Below are 14,823 nucleotides of genomic sequence, written 5' to 3'. Positions count from 1 at the left end.
CGAGCGACAGCGACGATCGGGTCATTCGTTGGCCAGGTCGGCCATGCCGTCTTCGAGACTCACCTTGGCCTCGAACCCGAGGATTCGTGACGCCTTCTCGGGGGAGGCGACGACATGCCGGACGTCACCTGGGCGGAACCGGCCTGTTACAAGAGGTTGTGCCGCATGATGGCCGAACTGGTCCGCGAGTGCTCGGGCGATTTCGAGGATGCTCGCGTGCTTCCCGGATGCGACGTTGAACGCGTCGAACCCACCTCGGCCAAGATCATGTTCCAGCGCGACGACGTTGGCCGCGGCGACATCGGTCACGTGCACGAAGTCCCTCATTTGTCCGCCATCCTCGAAGACGACAGGGGCTTCGCCCCGGCGGAGCCGGTCCCGGAACAGTGCCGCCACGCCGGCGTACGGAGTACCGAGGGGGAGACGGCGGCCGTAGACGTTGTGGTACCGGAGAGCGACCACAGACGCACCTGTCTCGCGCGCCCATACCCGGCTGAGATGCTCCTGGCCGACCTTGCCGACCGCGTAGACCGATCTGGGATCGAGCACCGCCGATTCGTGCACCGGTTCCCACAAAAGGGCGTTTCCGCATTCGGGGCAGGGCGGGTCGAACCTGCCGGCTTCGAGATCGCGGAGTGGCCGCGGCGCCGCAGGGACCGACCCGTGGGTTTCGCAGCGGTAGGCGCCCTCGCCGTAAACGACCATCGAGCTGGACAGGACCAACCTTCCCTGGAACCGACGTTCGGATAGGGCGGCGAGGAGGACCGCGGTGGCCACGTCGTTGTCGTGGGTGTACATCGGTGCGTCGGTGAAGTCCTCGCTGACCCCGACACGCGCGGCGAGGTGGCAGACCGCGTCCACAGCGCGGACAGCGCAGCGACTGGAGTCGGGGTCGGCGAGGTCCGCCCTGATCAGTTCGGCGCCCGCGACTGGGTGAACGGGGTGGCGGTCGAGGACGACGACTTCGTCTCCCGCGGCAAGCAAGCGCTCAACGACGTAGGAGCCGATGAAGCCTCCACCTCCGGTTACGAGAACTCTCAGCGGAGTACCGCCCGCATGTCCTTGACCGTCCGCAAGGTGCCGCGAACGGTGCCGGTGACCTTCGACTTTCCGTCTCTGCGCGCGTAAGGGACGTCCACTTCGGTGACCCTCCACCCTGCTTCCGAAGCGCGGACCACCATCTCGAGTGGCCAGCCGAACCGGCGGTCGCGCAGGTCGAGCTCGCGGAGGCCTTTCCTTCGGGCCGCTCTCATGGGGCCGATGTCCCGAATGGCGATTCCGCATTTCTGCCGGACCTGCATCGCCAGTGCCCGGTTGGCCAGGCGGGCGTGGAACGGCCACGCGCCGGCGGATGCGACCCGTCTCCCGAGGACCAGATCTGCATCACCGTCGAGGAGCGGCGTCGCAACTATTGAAAGGTGCGTTGGGTCGAGGCTTCCGTCGCAGTCCATGAAGCAGACAACGTCTGACGTCGCTTCGTTGAGCCCGGCCCAGCAGGCGGAACCGAATCCCCGGCGGGCTTCGTGAACAACCGTCGCGCCCATCGAGACGGCGATCTCGGCGGACCCGTCGGTGGAGCCGTTGTCGACGACGATGGGACGGTACCCCGAAGGCATGGAACGGAGTACGAACGGAAGGGCTGCCCGTTCGTCGAGCACCGGGAGTATGACGTCGATCATCGCGGTGTGCTCCCGGTCCGGTTTCGCAGGACGCGTCCTCTGAAAACGCGCCCCAAGTAGATAACGGCGGATGCCCCGAAAGCGATGGCGGTCAGGACGAGCCAATGGGCGAGGTAGGGCTGCTCGGTGAGCCCGGTGGCGGTGTGGTATGCCGGCTCGGAGTGGCGGAGCACGAGCGGGAAGGAGATGAGCAGCATCACCGCCGAAAGCACGACCGGTACCCGGACGTGGTTGATCCACGGGACACGAGGGTGATTTGGTCGTTGCCGGTGGTGGACCCAGGTCGAAAGTCGATCCATCACCGCGTACAACGGCCATAGCACCAGATCGTGGACCGCCGCTGCGATCGCTATCCACACGAGTATGAGGATCGACTTAGGAGCCGGCAGGACGATCCACACCAGGTACCCGGCGAACCCAAGGCTGGCCACGGTGAGGATGAGATGAAGGGGTCCGTCGCCGTAACGCCGCCGAAGCCACAGCATTGCTCGCTCGAGTCGACCGGCGGTGGGGCTGCTCATGCCGCGACACCCGAGAAGGTGATCCGCCTGACCCATTTGGTGTTGTGCACTCCGGGGGCGGCCGGGATGATCGCTCGTGCCGGGTAGCCGTGATCGAGCGACAGGTCGGCGCCGTTGACCTGCAACGCCAGCAGTGACTCCGCGGCTCGCACCTGGTGCCCGGACAGCGATGCTGATGCGAAGGCTCCGGCCCGCTCCATCGACTCGACCAGCGCGCCGGTCGGGTGGCTGATCCCCACCTGCTCGGCGAGGACTCGAAGCTGCACTCCCGTCCATCGCTCTTGGATCGACCAGCCCTCCACACAGGCGATAGGAAGGTTGGCCGTTACCAGCGGCATCTGGAGGAGCTGCTCACGCGTGAGTACGACTTCGCGTGGCGTCGACTTGGCTACCAGGTGCAGCGCCCATGAGTCGCCGGTGTCCGAGCGGTTGATTCCCGCCGCGACCGCGGTCCGGTTCACCTGGAACGCGTTGGGCCCTCTGCCGTAGGACTGGGTTCTCGGCGAGAGGATCGAGATCCCCTGAAGCGAGCGGATCGACTGTCCGGCAGTCAGGAAGAACACTGCCAGCGAGCTGCCGCCGACGAGCGCCAGCGCTCCCCGTCGCGAGATGGTCGGTAGGGCAGGGTTCGCCGGGATCAGCGTGTCGGCGGCATCCACATCCGATCCCGGTGTCTCGGGCCTGGTGTCGGCCAAACGGGTCCGCATCTCCCGACTGAAGGACCTCGATTGAAGCGCCCTCCACATCCTGGGGAACTTCAATACCGCATGCACGGTGAAACCGGCAATGAAAACCCATGCTCCGAAGAAGTGCCCGTCGTAGAACGAGAAGCCGAATGAGTAGTCGTAGTCGATGTTCAGGATCCCGGTCACGAACTCGAAGACCGCGCCGCTCACCAGCAGGAGGAGGCTCGCCCGCTCCAGTAGGTGAGCCAGGGATCGCAAGGGTGGCCAAGCGAACAGCCGGGGAATGACGGACCACAGCTTGGCAAGCAGGATGGGTACCAGGGCCAGACCGAGCAGGACGTGGATGCCCTGGTTGACCCGGTATATCCAGCTGGGGCTGGTCACCCAGTCGAACAAGTAGAACGAGAGGATGCCATGGTGAGGGGTGGTTTCGTTCCCCCGGAGCCTCGGGTTGTAGGCCGCCCAGGAGATGAGCCCGGTGAGGAACTCGATCGGGATGCCGACCAGAAGGACGATCCCGAATACCGACGTCAGCCACGGGCCCCTTATCGGGGACCGCCAGTGTCCGGCTACTTCTGCAGCTCGGCGAACCACCGCTCCCCTCCCCGGGTGACATCGATGGTTCGAAATCCTGCTCGGGAGGCGACCCCGCGGATCCCGCCTGCACCGACGCACGCCCACGGGAATCCCGGCCCGAGTCCGCCCGCATGCTCAACCTGCGCGTGGAAGCGACGCGACTCGGTTCCGGGCGGGTCAACCTCGACGAGGACCCGGCCGCCTGGAGCGGAAAGCGCGTGAACTCTCTCGAGAAGCCGGATCGGATCGCCGCCGATGCCGATGTTCCCGTCCAGCAACAGCACGGTCGCCCAGCGCCCGGCGTCGGGGACTGCGCCGAACACCGACACCTGCATCACCGACGCGCCCCGCCGGCGAGCGGCCCGCACCGCCGCTGGAGATGTATCGATTCCCAGCGCCTCGAAGCCGGCGCGCGCGAGCGCGGCGGTATGCCGTCCGGGCCCGCAGCCGATGTCGAGGATCGGGCTCGTCACCGACTCGAGCAAGGTCGCTTCCTCGGGAAGCATCGGCCCGTGCCAACGATTCACCGGGAGTGCGATCACCTCCCTGGTATCGACGAGATGCAACCGCGCTTCTCTTGTGCCGTGGAAAATCGCTTCAGGCCACGGCCCGATCCCCGGCAGCGCGCCTCTCGCGAGTGCACTCCCAGTCACGCCACACCTCCAAGCTGTGGGCGGAGGTTGCGGGTCACCGCGGCAAACCTCGAGCGAGGTGCCCGGACAGCGACCTGGAGGGCGTCCCCGATGCAATCCACGTCGGTTAGCCACGGCAGCTGAGCCACTCGATGGCCCGCACCTTCGAGCCTCATCAGCTGGATCGTCCCAGTCGACGGTGTGCTCATCGGAACGCCGGTGAACACATCCGAATCCCATTGCTGCGACAGCCCGATAGCCCACCATCCCCCATCCGTTGCCCGCCCCAATGAAGCGGTTATCCCCGGCCGGAAGGTGGCTTCGAGGCATCGATCAAGCAGGTCGCTGTTCACTTGCGGGGTGTCCATGCCTATCTGCAACCCCGGTCCCCCGGCATCCGCCCAAGCGGCTGCGAGCCGCTCGTTGAAGCTGTCGCCGCGCTGCTGGATCACCTCGAAGCCCGGCGGGAGCCAGTCGCCGACGCTTCCGTCGAGCGCGAGGATCTTCCGTTCGGCGTGGCATCCCGCCACCGCGTCGAGGGTGTCGGCGAGCGCCGCGGTGGCCAGCACCGCCGCCTCTGCCGGCGTTAGCGGAGGACATAGCCGGGTCTTCACCTTCCCCGGCATGGGAGCCTTCGCCATCACGAGGAGGTGACTCTGGTGGCTGCGCCGGTTTCGGGGCGCGCGTCGCGGAACGTCGGTCATGTTCTTCCTCAACTGTTGATCAGTGCTTGAGTCTCGAGGGTCGGCCCAGCGTTACGTGTGGTCGGTTTGCACGGTCATTTGGCACGGTCGTTCGCGTGGTCGAGCGGAATGGACACCGTGAACCGGCATCCGCCGTTAAGGTTGGACACTTCGATCTGGCCGGCGTGGGCATGGACGATCCCTTGCGCGACGGCGAGTCCCAAGCCACCGCGACCTTCTCCCGGTGATCTGGCTACGTCCCCGCGATATCCCATCTCGAAAACACGGCCGATTTCGTGCGGCGGGATCCCGCCGCAACCATCAAGGACGGATACCCGCACCCGCCCGTCAACCCGGTCCAACTCGGATCGCACGGTTACCTCGCCTCCGGTGTCGGTATGGCGGATCGCGTTGTCGAGCAGGTTTCGGATGACCCGGATCATCTCCGGAGGGGCCGCGTTCACCACCGGCACCGGCTCTTGCAGCTCGCAGCGCAACTCGACCCCTTTTGCGCCCGCCGAAACAGAAGCGCCCGCAATCGCGTCCGAAATGATCTCGTCGACCTGCACGGGCACGGTGTAGAGATTCAGCGAACCCGACTGGATGCGAGTCAATTCGAACAGATCGTCCACCAGTCCCGACAGGCGGTCGACCTCCAGCCTCATCGTGGCGTGGTAGCGGGCCACGTCTGCAGGTTCGGCGACGACTCCGTCCTCGAGCGCCTCGACCATCGCTCTGATCCCCGCCAGCGGTGTCCGCAGATCGTGCGAAACCCAAGCGACCAGATCTCGTCGAGTCTGCTCTTCCGAGACGGCCCGGGCCTGCGCCTCGGCGAGCAACCGCGAGGTCCGTCGCAGATCGTGTGCGAGCGCGGCGAGCTCGCCCGGGGCGGCGGGCCCGGATGCGTCGGGAGGTAACGCACCGGGCCCGCTTTCCCCGAGGATCCTGGCCAGCTCGCTGACCGAGCGGCTGGCGTTCCTCACTCGCTGCGCAAGAAGCAGTGAAGCTGCCATGCCAGATCCGCCCGCCGACGCCAGGACCACCCACAGAACTCGCAAGTCGTGGCCGGTGATGAACATCTTCCAGGTGGCCCACGTGACTCCGATGGCGACCGCAACAATCGGCGCTAGGGCGGCGATGGAAGCCTGGATCGCGAGCCGAGCCCGGCGGAGGAACACCAGCGATACCCCTGCGATGAGACCAGCCAGCGCCGCACCCACCACCGACTCCCAAAGCACTGTAACGGTGTCCGTGGTGCCGAGGCCGGCCACCGCAGCGACTATCGATGCGAGCCCCACTCCTGTGAAGAAGAACGCAGCCGGCCACCAACCGCTGAACCAAACCCGGGATCTGCTCATAGGACGAAGCGGTATCCCAGGCCCCTGACCGTCTTGATGTACCGGGGGGAACTGGGATCGGGCTCGATCTTCTCGCGCAGCCGGCTGATGTGCACTGTCACTGTGGACGTGTCTCCGTAGCTGAAACCCCACACCTGTTCCAATAGTTCCTCACGCCGAAACACCCGCGTGGGATTACGCATGAAATGAGCGAGAAGATTGAACTCCCTGGCCGTCAAATCGATAGGCCGGCCCTGAATCGTCACCTGCCTGGTGCTGGCGTCCAGCTCGAGCTCGCCCGCCGTCAGCACCTCGGGCCCCCCGGGCGCTTCGATCAAGCCGTTCGCCCGCCGCAACACTGCCTTCACACGCGCGGTCAGCTCTCGTGGGGAGAAAGGCTTGGCTACGTAGTCGTCTGCGCCCATCTCCAGCCCGCTCACCCGATCGACCTCCCGCGACAGCGCGGTCAGCATTATCACCGGGACAGGTGTTGCCTTCCTCAGCTCGCCTAGCACCTCCACGCCTGACAGGCCAGGAAGCATCAGGTCGAGCACCACCAGGTCGGGCGGGGAATCTAGCGCTGTCTGGAGCCCGGCACGACCGTCGGCGGACACCACGACGCTGTATCCCTCCCGGGAGAGGTATCGGGCCACGACCTCGCCGACCGTCGGGTCGTCCTCGATGACGAGAACCCGATGCGTCTGCGGTGGAGCATCCATCACCGGGCCATCTTCCCGGGATTCGGAGGGCTTCGCCAGCCGTTCCGCCGAAACGTTAGCGATTTGTCACAAACCGTAACGCGGCGGCACGTTGCGGCACTTTGCACGGGCACTCCGATGTCACCTTTTCGGGCATCGTTCCGTCCTTGAAGATCAGCACTCTCCAGCGAAAGGAAAATGACGTGGACTGGGCCGTAGAGGTCGAAGATTTGAAAAAGACTTATCCCGGTGGCGTCGAAGCGGTGCGCGGGGTCAGCTTCACCGTCGCACCCGGAGAGGTATTCGGGCTGCTCGGTCCCAACGGGGCGGGAAAGTCCACCACCATCGGCATGCTGACCACGACGATCAAGCCTTCTTCGGGTACAGCCCGGCTGGCCGGCTACGACGTGCAGGCACAGCCGCTGGACGCACGCTCGGTTAGCAGCGTCGTGTTCCAGGATGCGGTCGTGGACCGTGCTTTAACCGGCAAACGGAACCTGCAGCTCCACGCCCGTCTCTGGGGGATCCCCCCGGCTGCGGCAGAACGCCGAGTGGCCGAGCTCGCTCAGTCGTTCGGCCTGTCCGAGTTGTTGGGCCGAGCGGTCGAGAGCTTCAGCGGCGGCCAGCGCCGGCGGCTAGAGATCGCCCGGGCGCTGTTGTCAAACCCCCGTGTCCTTTTTCTCGACGAGCCGACCGTCGGCCTGGACACCCGGATCCGTTACGAGCTGCTCGATCTGATCGCCGGCTTGCGAAACAGAACGGGAATGGCGACGGTGCTGACGACTCACTATCTCGACGAGGCGGACCGCCTCTGCGACCGGGTGGCAATCGTCCACAGCGGCGACATAGTCGCGCTGGGGGCTCCGTGGGCCCTGCTGGAGAGGTTCGGCACCGAGATCCTCGAGCTCCGGGTCAACGGTGACGCTCGCGTCGCCCTCGACAAGCTCCGCTCGGCAAACGTCGCCGGCGCCACGGCTTTCGCGGTCGGGTCAACTCTCACCATTCCGCTCGAGGCACCGGCCGCGACCGTTCTGGACATCGCGTCCAGGCTCGATATCGAGACCGAGTCGATGACCAGCCGCCGCCCGACTCTCGACGACGTGTACCTGCAGCTGACCGGCTCGAGTCTGGCTGCCTGATCAAGGATTTAGGAGAAGGAACGTGACTACTTACGCTTCACAGTTGGATGCTGGCACGGTGGCCGAGCGGACATGGGCGTCCAAGCCGAGTGTCTTCAGCGCGTGGGCGACGCTGGCACGGCGACGCTTGTCGCTGTCCGCTCACACCCCGAGGGAGATCCTGGCGCCCATGGCGACCCCGCTTCTCTTCGCTCTCGTCCTCGCGCCCGCGCTGGCCAGAATGATCCCTTCGAGCGGTCGCGGTGGCGTGGACTACCGGACGTTCGTGATCATCGGAACCGTCGGACTGTTGATTCCCCTCGCCTGCACGTTCGCCGGCATCGGGGTCATCGTTGACCGAAGCTCCGGCGCTCGCAGGGAACTGCTGGCCGCGCCGATACCTCGTGGCGTCGTCGTCGCTGGGAACCTCGCGGTAGCCGCGGCGATGAGCATCCTGCAGGTGGCAGTGCTGATGCTCGCCGGCTGGGCACGGGGAAGCCACTTCGACCAGACCGCAGCCGGCATCGGGTGGTTCACGGGCGCGGTCATCGCGTTCACGGTGTTCATGTACTCCCTGTCGGAGATCCTGGCGAACCGGGTACCCTCCCAGGAGGAGTACGTCGGGCTGACGCCGGTCGTGGCGATCCTCCCGTGGTTCCTCGCCGGATCGCTGTTCCGGATCACCGATCTTCCGGTCGGCCTCGCCGGCTTCGCCCGAGCGCTCCCGCTCACCCACGCTCTGGCACTCCTCAGGTACGGGTTGCTCGACCGTCACGCGGTGGGCTTGCACGACATTTGGGGAATGACCAATCCGACCCTCGAAGCCACCCTTAGCATGCTCGTGCTCGTAGCCTGGGCGGGAGTGTTCACTCTCCTCTCAGTACGGATCTTCAATCGCTCGGCGGTGGTGTGATGGCTGACCATCCGTCCTTTGCTACTCCCCCCGATTCGGTCCAACCAGTTCCGCGGCGGATACGCGGGCAACTCGACGGGTTGGTCGTCTTCGACACGACTCGGGCCTTGTACGTATGGGAGCACGGCAGGTATCCGCAGTACTACGTTCCGATCGACGATGTCCTTCAGGATCTCCTCGTGCCTGAAGGTCATACTCAAAAGAGCGCGTGGGGAACACTCGAAACGCATGGCTTGAAGAGCGGCGGCGAGTACCGCAACCGAGTTGCCAAGGTCGTCATCGAGTCGGCGGACGAACGCCTCGTCAACACGGTCCGGTTCAACTGGGACGCTCTCGATGCCTGGTTCGAGGAGGACGAGCAGGTCCACGTCCATCCCCGCAACCCCTACGTCCGGGTCGACGCCCTTCGATCCACCCGCTCGGTCCGGATCGAACTGAACGGAGAGGTCATCGCCGAGACGTTCTCACCCGTCTTGGTCTTCGAGACCGGCCTGCCGACCCGCTACTACATCAACCGGACCGACGTGGAGTTCGACTACCTGGTCCCGAGCGACACCGAAACGGCATGCCCGTATAAGGGAGTGACCAGCCAGTACTGGTCCGCCGATATCGACGGAACGACGGTGGACGACATTGCGTGGGTTTACGACTACCCGTACACAGCCGTCGCACCGATCGCCGGGCTGGTGGCGTTCTACAACGAGAAGGTCGACATCTACGTCGACGGGCACCCGGTGGAGCGGCCAACCGGCCGGTGACGTCGAAGCAAGTCAGGTGACGCGGAGGTGCGGCTCCTTGGAGATCCAAGCCTTCCAGGCATCGGACGACTGAGGCGCGGCCCGCAGCTGGGGCACCAGCCTCCGATCGACGAGCCAGGCCTGGAACGCCAGTCGCACGGTCACCAAGTGGTCGGGCCGCTCGATCACCTCGATCGTGTCGCCGGCACCGATGTCGCCCTGTTCGATGATCCGCAGATACGTACCGGGTCGCTGTGCGGCTACAAACCGGCGGGGAAGCGTCACGTCATCGTGGCGGAGCCCCAGCCGATAGCACGGTGAGCGGGGCTCGGATACTTCCAGCACGGTGGTCCCTACGGCCCACCGCTCCCCGATGAGCGCCTCATTCGGGTCGATGTTGCTGATCGTCAGGTTCTCGCCGACAGATCCCGGTCCGAACGGTCGGCCCATCTCCCGTTCCCAGTACCGGAGGTCTTCGACTGCGTAGGCGTAGATCGCCTTGTCCCAGCCACCGTGATTCACGCGATCTGCCTGAGAGTCGCCCTCGAGGTTCACGCCGATCGTGCGGACGCGGCCCTCGACGGGCGTCTTCCATATCCCCGTAGTGACAAGGCCCTTGTCGGTTTCGTAGCTCCGAGGCTCACCGACGTTGACCGACAGGACGGTCGGTCGGGTGCTCATCGCTGGTGGTCCTTGTTGAAGTTGGACCTGAACGATCCGATGACGGCAATGGGCAAACCGACCAAGATTGCATGATCGACGAGGAAGGCCCACCAGTAGCGCCCGCCTGCTGGTTCGTGCATAACTCCCAGGCCAGGAAGTACGGCACCGGCCATGATCACCCAGATCACGGCACCGTAGATGATTCCCAGCGCCGCTATTCCAGCCGTGCTCCTCTGCGCGTTCCGAAGCCCGACTGCATAAGCAACGGCGAATCCGAGTGACAGGCCCAGGTGGATGACGAAGCCAAGCGCCGCGGTGCCTACGCCCGTCCATCCCGAACGGAAGGCGTGGTGGTCCACCCCGGTGGCGATGTATTGCAAGAGCGTTTCGAAGTTGTAACGGTGGGCGATGAGGACATAGGTGACAAAGGCGAACCCTGCGTCGAGCACCGCGGCGATCAACGTGCCTAGACCGATCCGGATCAACAGTTCACGATCGACCCAAGTCCCGACGCTGTCTTTCCCGATGAGTCGGTGCCTGACCGACGCGGTTGACATGGCCATGAGTGCGCTCCTTCGGAGTAGTTGGGGAGGAGGAAAGCCCCTCCGCCCCTAATGTCACTTGGCGCTGGCCTAGCGTTACAAAAGACTTAGCGGGGCAAGCCGAAGGAGTCAGTGCGGCCGAATCGAGGCCTTCGATTCGGCGCCCCGATCTAACGGAGGTCGGGCTCGCGGTGGCGAAGGTAGTGGCGAGCAACCCGGGTCCGATTGCCGCAGATGTTCGGAGTGCACCAAACTCGGCGCGCGTCCCCCTTGACGAATAGCATCGAACAGTTGGGATTCGCGCACCGGCGGAGATGGTCCAGTCCGGATGGGTCGCTAAGCAGTTCGATGGCTGACCGCGCGGCCGCTCCGAGCGCCAGGTCGGCGGGCTGGGCGGCCCCCCAGTACTCCAGCTTTTGGAGCCGCCCGGAGTCGTTCTCGGCCGCGAGTGTTGTGGTCACTGCGCCGCTAACACGGTTTACGACCTTCAGCGCTCCGGCTCTGAAGGGGGCTCCTGAAAGGGCTGCGTCGAGCAGTGCCCGGATGGCATCGCGCAACTCCCGCGTGTCTGACAGCGACGGGGCCCGCCAGGGCTCAGGCAACCGGTAGGCCTGGAGGGACCAGAACCGGTCGCTCGCCTTCTTGTCCGCGAGCAGGTCGGTTGGCGGCTGGGAGACCGTTACCACTGTGTCGGCGAGGTCGACGGCCAGCGGCTCGCCCCCAACCATGAAGCCGGAGGATTGAGCAGCTTCCATCAGCGTGGGTCGGGCGACAGCAGAACTCATGGCTAATGGCAGTGTAACGGATGCACCAGTTAGGAAGGGCGCCCTCGTGTAACGACCTAACGGTATTAGAACACATATAGCCATTAGACAGCATCCCGGCCACCAACCCTGACGAGTCACGCAGAGCTGAGTGGCAGGAGTCACTCACACAGAAAGGCAAACGACATGAGCACCACCGCTCCCAAGAGTGTTCAAACCAGCCCGTCACGCCACCACAGGGATCAGATCGCCGGCTTCGAGTTGTTCTGGCGGGAAGCTGGACCGTCAGACGCCCCGGCCATCGTCCTACTTCCAGGTCATCCCTCCTCGAGCCACGCCTACCTCGGCTTGATCGAGCGGCTCGCCACCCGCTGGCACGTCGTCGCACCTGACTACCCGGGCTATGGGTTCTCCTCCGCTCCCCCCGATACCGAATGGACCTTCGATCTCCTCGCCGAAGTCACCAATGCGCTCCTCGAGCACCTGCGCCTCGACCGATATGCGTTTTACATGTTCGACTTCGGCGCCCCGGTCGGGATGAGGATCGCTGCCGCCCACCCGGAACGCATCACAGGTTTGATCGCCCAGAACGGCAACATCGCACTTGAAGGCCTCGGCGAGGCCGTGGCACCTCTCGGCGAGTGGTGGTCCGACCGTTCCGGGCACCAGGCAACCGTCGACTGGTTTCTCTCACCTGCCGGAACCCGTATGCAGTGGGAGGCGGGACTGCGCGATGCCGAGTCCGCCGACCCGGCGCTTGTCGCCCTAGATGCCAAGCTGCTCGAGGAGCCCGAACGGCGCCGCGCAGCCGAGGCACTTTTATGGGACTACCAGACCAACCCGCCCAGCTATCCGGCCTGGCAGGAGTACCTCGCCAACCGGCGACCGCCGGTCCTGGCGATCTGGGGAAAGCACGACCCGTTCTTCGTGCCAGCCGGGGCTGAGGCGTTCCGCACGCACCAGCCCGACGCCGAAGTCGTTTTACTCGACACCGGGCACTTCGCGCTCGTCGAGGAAGTCGACGCCATCGCAGCGCATGTCGACCGATTCCTCGAAAAGATCAACCACTGATCCAGCTCGCCGGCTCGTGGCGATACCGGGTCGTCACAAGCCGGCAAAGGCAACCCCGAATTAGGCCAGAAGACGATTCCAAAGGCGCTTTCTACGAGTCCTCGTACTCGACGTGACTGCGCGGGAATTTTTCCGGAGGCAACCCAAGATCGAGCGACTGCCGGTAATGAAGGCACCCACGCAGGAACTCCGGCCAGTCAGGCACCTCTGGAAGAGGATCTGTCCCCTCTGGCAGCAGTCCCCACAGGTCTGGGTGGTGCCAGCAAAGATTGTGACCGCTGCTGTCCCGGTGGCGCCGGATCCCCTGGCGGAGGCGGACGACCTCCTCGATCAACTCCCTCCGCGACAGGGAGTCGAGGTCCCCGTCCAGCGCCTGATTCGTCTCGCTCACCCGAGCCTCCCTATTCGTGCACATGAGTGGGTCCCGCCCTCGGCGCCGAAGTTACGCGTACCAAGGTCGAGCGCGTAACGGCGGGACCGCCCGCGGGCACTCTGGTACATGATCTCCAACTGGATTCCGGCAGATGAGGATTGGCGGAGCTTCGCGGCCTGCCGCAACGTGGACACCAACGTCTTCTTCCCGCAGTCCGAGCTGTTCAGCAACCGAGCGAAGCTGATCTGCTCGACCTGCCCTGTACGGGAGCAGTGCCTCGCCTGGGCCATGGCGACGGAGCAACGCGACGGAATCTGGGGTGGCAGGACGGCGAAGGAGCGACTCCGCTTGTCCCGAACCAACCGTCGCGCCGCTTAACAATCCCCTTCTTCAGCCGTTGTGCTGTCACGCTCGCCACAACCCGGCCGTCCATAGGACGTGACCGATCACCCTGACCCCGAAAGGACTACTTGACGATGATCCCGAACGCTGTCAGCGACGATCAAACCGAGCCGAACCGCCGACGACCTTCAAAGTTCGTTCGCTTCGCCATGAGACCGATGACGAAGGTGCTCAATCCGTCCATCCGCAAACTGGCCGGACGCCGGCATTTCAATATGGCGGCCAGGATCTACCACGTAGGCCGGCGCTCCGGCCACGAGTACGTCACACCCGCCACGGCTCGCCTGAACGGACAACACTTCTGGGTCAGCCTGACCTTCGGACCCGACTCTGACTGGTGCAGGAACGTCCTCGCGGCCGGCGAGTGCACCATCCGTTGGCGCGGAGAGGACTATCACGCAGTTCGTCCGCTAATCGTCGATCGGTCCGTCGCTCTCTCTCAAGCTGGCAAGGCGTTCAAGCGCACCGAGAAGGCGATTATGAAAGCTATCGGAATTACTCAGTTCCTCCGCCTCGACGTTGACCAAGCTGCCTGACTTAGCGACTATAAGACGATGTTCGAGATTCCACTGCCTGAGGATGTCCGTGAGCTGTTCGCTGCGCCGAACTACGCGCATCTCTCCACGATTCGGGCAGATGGATCTCCGCGCAACCATGTCGTGTGGGTCGGCTTGGAGGGTGAACGCATCCTGGTGTGCACCTCCGATTTCACCTGGAAAGCAAAGGATATGAGGTCCAATCCTCGTGTGGCGCTTTCGGTCGTCGATCTCGAGAACCCCTATCGAATGGCTGCGGTGCAGGGAACGATCATCGAGATCAGACCGGACCACGATTGCCGCTACATGGACCAGATCGCAACCAAGTACACGAGCAAACCTTTCCCGGGGAGAGGTCCTGACCGGGTGTGCTTTGTGATCGCCGCACAGCACGCCGGCGCACGCCAACTGGACTGGCTCGAGCACCGCCCCGCTTCGATTGCGCCGTAACGTCGAGAGCTCTGGACGTTATGAAAATGTAATGCTCCACGAGCAATCGTTCTGAGACATTTGTCCGTGGTAGTCCTCTCATCAGCGTCTTGCCGTCCCTGATGACACCCGACGGTCCACGGAGGCCTCAAGTCCGCCCAGCCGCTTCGTCGGCCAAGGCACGACCTACTGGGAATACATGGGGAACGATGGCAACGGTCCCCTCACGGTGAAGTTCGACACCACCCAGCCCGGCCATGTCGACGGGGACATCACGGTCCAGGATGCCCAGGCCGGCCAAGGCCCCTGGGAGGTGGACGGCACTTTCAGCCCGCTTCGCAGCATCTTCGGGCGCTGTCACGAAATCTCGGGCGCGCTCGTCCATACATCCATGATCGAAGTCGCGGTTTGGTAAGAAGTATCTGACTTCTCCACCGTGGACGGCGCGGTTTCTCCAATCTCG

The 14,823-nt window shown here is 64.6% G+C and carries 20 protein-coding genes; 8 read left to right on the top strand and 12 right to left on the bottom strand.

The features are described 5' to 3' along the window. Window positions 1-21 precede the first annotated feature (21 nt). The 8 genes from VFZ97_04800 to VFZ97_04765 all read right to left on the bottom strand — a co-directional run bounded on the left by VFZ97_04800 (window position 22) and on the right by VFZ97_04765 (window position 6,833). A complete protein-coding gene (locus VFZ97_04800; protein ID HEX6392735.1) occupies window positions 22-1,041 on the bottom strand; it encodes an NAD-dependent epimerase/dehydratase family protein in 1,020 nt (339 codons plus the stop codon). After that, the gene (locus tag VFZ97_04795; protein ID HEX6392734.1) at window positions 1,038-1,679 is read right to left on the bottom strand and encodes a glycosyltransferase family 2 protein; all 642 of its coding nucleotides are present in this window, start codon (window positions 1,677-1,679) and stop codon (window positions 1,038-1,040) included. The genes VFZ97_04800 and VFZ97_04795 overlap by 4 nt, the downstream gene beginning before the upstream one ends. After that, window positions 1,676-2,200, bottom strand: a complete 525-nt coding sequence (locus VFZ97_04790; GenBank protein HEX6392733.1) for a hypothetical protein — start codon at window positions 2,198-2,200, stop codon at window positions 1,676-1,678. The genes VFZ97_04795 and VFZ97_04790 overlap by 4 nt, the downstream gene beginning before the upstream one ends. After that, complete coding sequence (locus VFZ97_04785; protein HEX6392732.1) at window positions 2,197-3,480, bottom strand: molybdopterin-dependent oxidoreductase; 1,284 nt, start codon at window positions 3,478-3,480, stop codon at window positions 2,197-2,199. Before VFZ97_04785 ends, VFZ97_04790 begins: the two co-directional genes overlap by 4 nt. Beyond that, window positions 3,456-4,115, bottom strand: coding sequence for a class I SAM-dependent methyltransferase (locus VFZ97_04780; protein ID HEX6392731.1), 660 nt, complete (start codon window positions 4,113-4,115; stop codon window positions 3,456-3,458). The genes VFZ97_04785 and VFZ97_04780 overlap by 25 nt, the downstream gene beginning before the upstream one ends. Beyond that, window positions 4,112-4,798, bottom strand: a complete 687-nt coding sequence (locus VFZ97_04775) for a DUF2064 domain-containing protein (protein HEX6392730.1) — start codon at window positions 4,796-4,798, stop codon at window positions 4,112-4,114. The genes VFZ97_04780 and VFZ97_04775 overlap by 4 nt, the downstream gene beginning before the upstream one ends. Window positions 4,799-4,872: 74 nt before the next feature. Then, window positions 4,873-6,135 carry an ATP-binding protein gene (locus VFZ97_04770; protein ID HEX6392729.1) on the bottom strand — a complete coding sequence of 421 codons (1,263 nt, stop codon included), beginning with the start codon at window positions 6,133-6,135 and terminating at the stop codon, window positions 4,873-4,875. Next, window positions 6,132-6,833, bottom strand: a complete 702-nt coding sequence (locus VFZ97_04765) for a response regulator transcription factor (GenBank protein HEX6392728.1) — start codon at window positions 6,831-6,833, stop codon at window positions 6,132-6,134. The genes VFZ97_04770 and VFZ97_04765 overlap by 4 nt, the downstream gene beginning before the upstream one ends. Window positions 6,834-7,015: 182 nt before the next feature. On the opposite strand from VFZ97_04765, the gene VFZ97_04760 reads away from it, so the two are divergent. The 3 genes from VFZ97_04760 to VFZ97_04750 are packed head-to-tail and all read left to right on the top strand — an operon-like array spanning window position 7,016 to window position 9,601. Continuing rightward, window positions 7,016-7,951, top strand: a complete 936-nt coding sequence (locus tag VFZ97_04760) for an ABC transporter ATP-binding protein (GenBank protein HEX6392727.1) — start codon at window positions 7,016-7,018, stop codon at window positions 7,949-7,951. 22 nt (window positions 7,952-7,973) lie between these two features. Next, window positions 7,974-8,843 carry an ABC transporter permease gene (locus VFZ97_04755; GenBank protein HEX6392726.1) on the top strand — a complete coding sequence of 290 codons (870 nt, stop codon included), beginning with the start codon at window positions 7,974-7,976 and terminating at the stop codon, window positions 8,841-8,843. Beyond that, window positions 8,843-9,601: a DUF427 domain-containing protein gene (locus tag VFZ97_04750; GenBank protein HEX6392725.1), complete on the top strand. Its 759-nt coding sequence runs from the start codon at window positions 8,843-8,845 to the stop codon at window positions 9,599-9,601. The genes VFZ97_04755 and VFZ97_04750 overlap by 1 nt, the downstream gene beginning before the upstream one ends. Window positions 9,602-9,613: 12 nt before the next feature. Here the strand turns inward: VFZ97_04750 and VFZ97_04745 are convergent, their stop codons facing one another. The 3 genes from VFZ97_04745 to VFZ97_04735 form a co-directional block, all read right to left on the bottom strand. Beyond that, entirely contained in the window at window positions 9,614-10,261 is a 648-nt protein-coding gene (locus VFZ97_04745) for an MOSC domain-containing protein (GenBank protein HEX6392724.1), read from the bottom strand. After that, window positions 10,258-10,806: a hypothetical protein gene (locus VFZ97_04740; GenBank protein ID HEX6392723.1), complete on the bottom strand. Its 549-nt coding sequence runs from the start codon at window positions 10,804-10,806 to the stop codon at window positions 10,258-10,260. The genes VFZ97_04745 and VFZ97_04740 overlap by 4 nt, the downstream gene beginning before the upstream one ends. A gap of 149 nt (window positions 10,807-10,955) precedes the next feature. Continuing rightward, a complete protein-coding gene (locus VFZ97_04735; protein HEX6392722.1) occupies window positions 10,956-11,570 on the bottom strand; it encodes an ABATE domain-containing protein in 615 nt (204 codons plus the stop codon). 165 nt (window positions 11,571-11,735) lie between these two features. Here VFZ97_04735 and VFZ97_04730 point away from each other — a divergent pair, with 165 nt between their 5' ends. Further along, the gene (locus tag VFZ97_04730) at window positions 11,736-12,620 is read left to right on the top strand and encodes an alpha/beta hydrolase (protein ID HEX6392721.1); all 885 of its coding nucleotides are present in this window, start codon (window positions 11,736-11,738) and stop codon (window positions 12,618-12,620) included. Between the two features lie 91 nt (window positions 12,621-12,711). On the opposite strand, the gene VFZ97_04725 is transcribed toward VFZ97_04730, so the two are convergent. Next, the gene (locus VFZ97_04725; GenBank protein HEX6392720.1) at window positions 12,712-13,011 is read right to left on the bottom strand and encodes a hypothetical protein; all 300 of its coding nucleotides are present in this window, start codon (window positions 13,009-13,011) and stop codon (window positions 12,712-12,714) included. Window positions 13,012-13,119: 108 nt separating this feature from the next. On the opposite strand from VFZ97_04725, the gene VFZ97_04720 reads away from it, so the two are divergent. The 4 genes from VFZ97_04720 to VFZ97_04705 all read left to right on the top strand — a co-directional run bounded on the left by VFZ97_04720 (window position 13,120) and on the right by VFZ97_04705 (window position 14,775). Continuing rightward, the gene (locus tag VFZ97_04720) at window positions 13,120-13,371 is read left to right on the top strand and encodes a WhiB family transcriptional regulator (protein ID HEX6392719.1); all 252 of its coding nucleotides are present in this window, start codon (window positions 13,120-13,122) and stop codon (window positions 13,369-13,371) included. 173 nt (window positions 13,372-13,544) lie between these two features. After that, window positions 13,545-13,931: a hypothetical protein gene (locus tag VFZ97_04715; protein ID HEX6392718.1), complete on the top strand. Its 387-nt coding sequence runs from the start codon at window positions 13,545-13,547 to the stop codon at window positions 13,929-13,931. Window positions 13,932-13,949: 18 nt separating this feature from the next. After that, on the top strand, window positions 13,950-14,381 hold the full coding sequence (locus VFZ97_04710) for a TIGR03618 family F420-dependent PPOX class oxidoreductase (protein ID HEX6392717.1): 432 nt from the start codon (window positions 13,950-13,952) through the stop codon (window positions 14,379-14,381). Window positions 14,382-14,589: 208 nt separating this feature from the next. After that, window positions 14,590-14,775, top strand: coding sequence for a hypothetical protein (locus VFZ97_04705; protein HEX6392716.1), 186 nt, complete (start codon window positions 14,590-14,592; stop codon window positions 14,773-14,775). The last annotated feature ends 48 nt before the right edge of the window (window positions 14,776-14,823 follow it).

This window comes from Acidimicrobiales bacterium (genome assembly GCA_036378675.1).
Lineage (GTDB): Bacteria > Actinomycetota > Acidimicrobiia > Acidimicrobiales > Palsa-688 > DASUWA01.
Note: the sequence above shows the minus strand (reverse complement) of the source record. Positions and strands in the feature narration are given on the sequence as shown.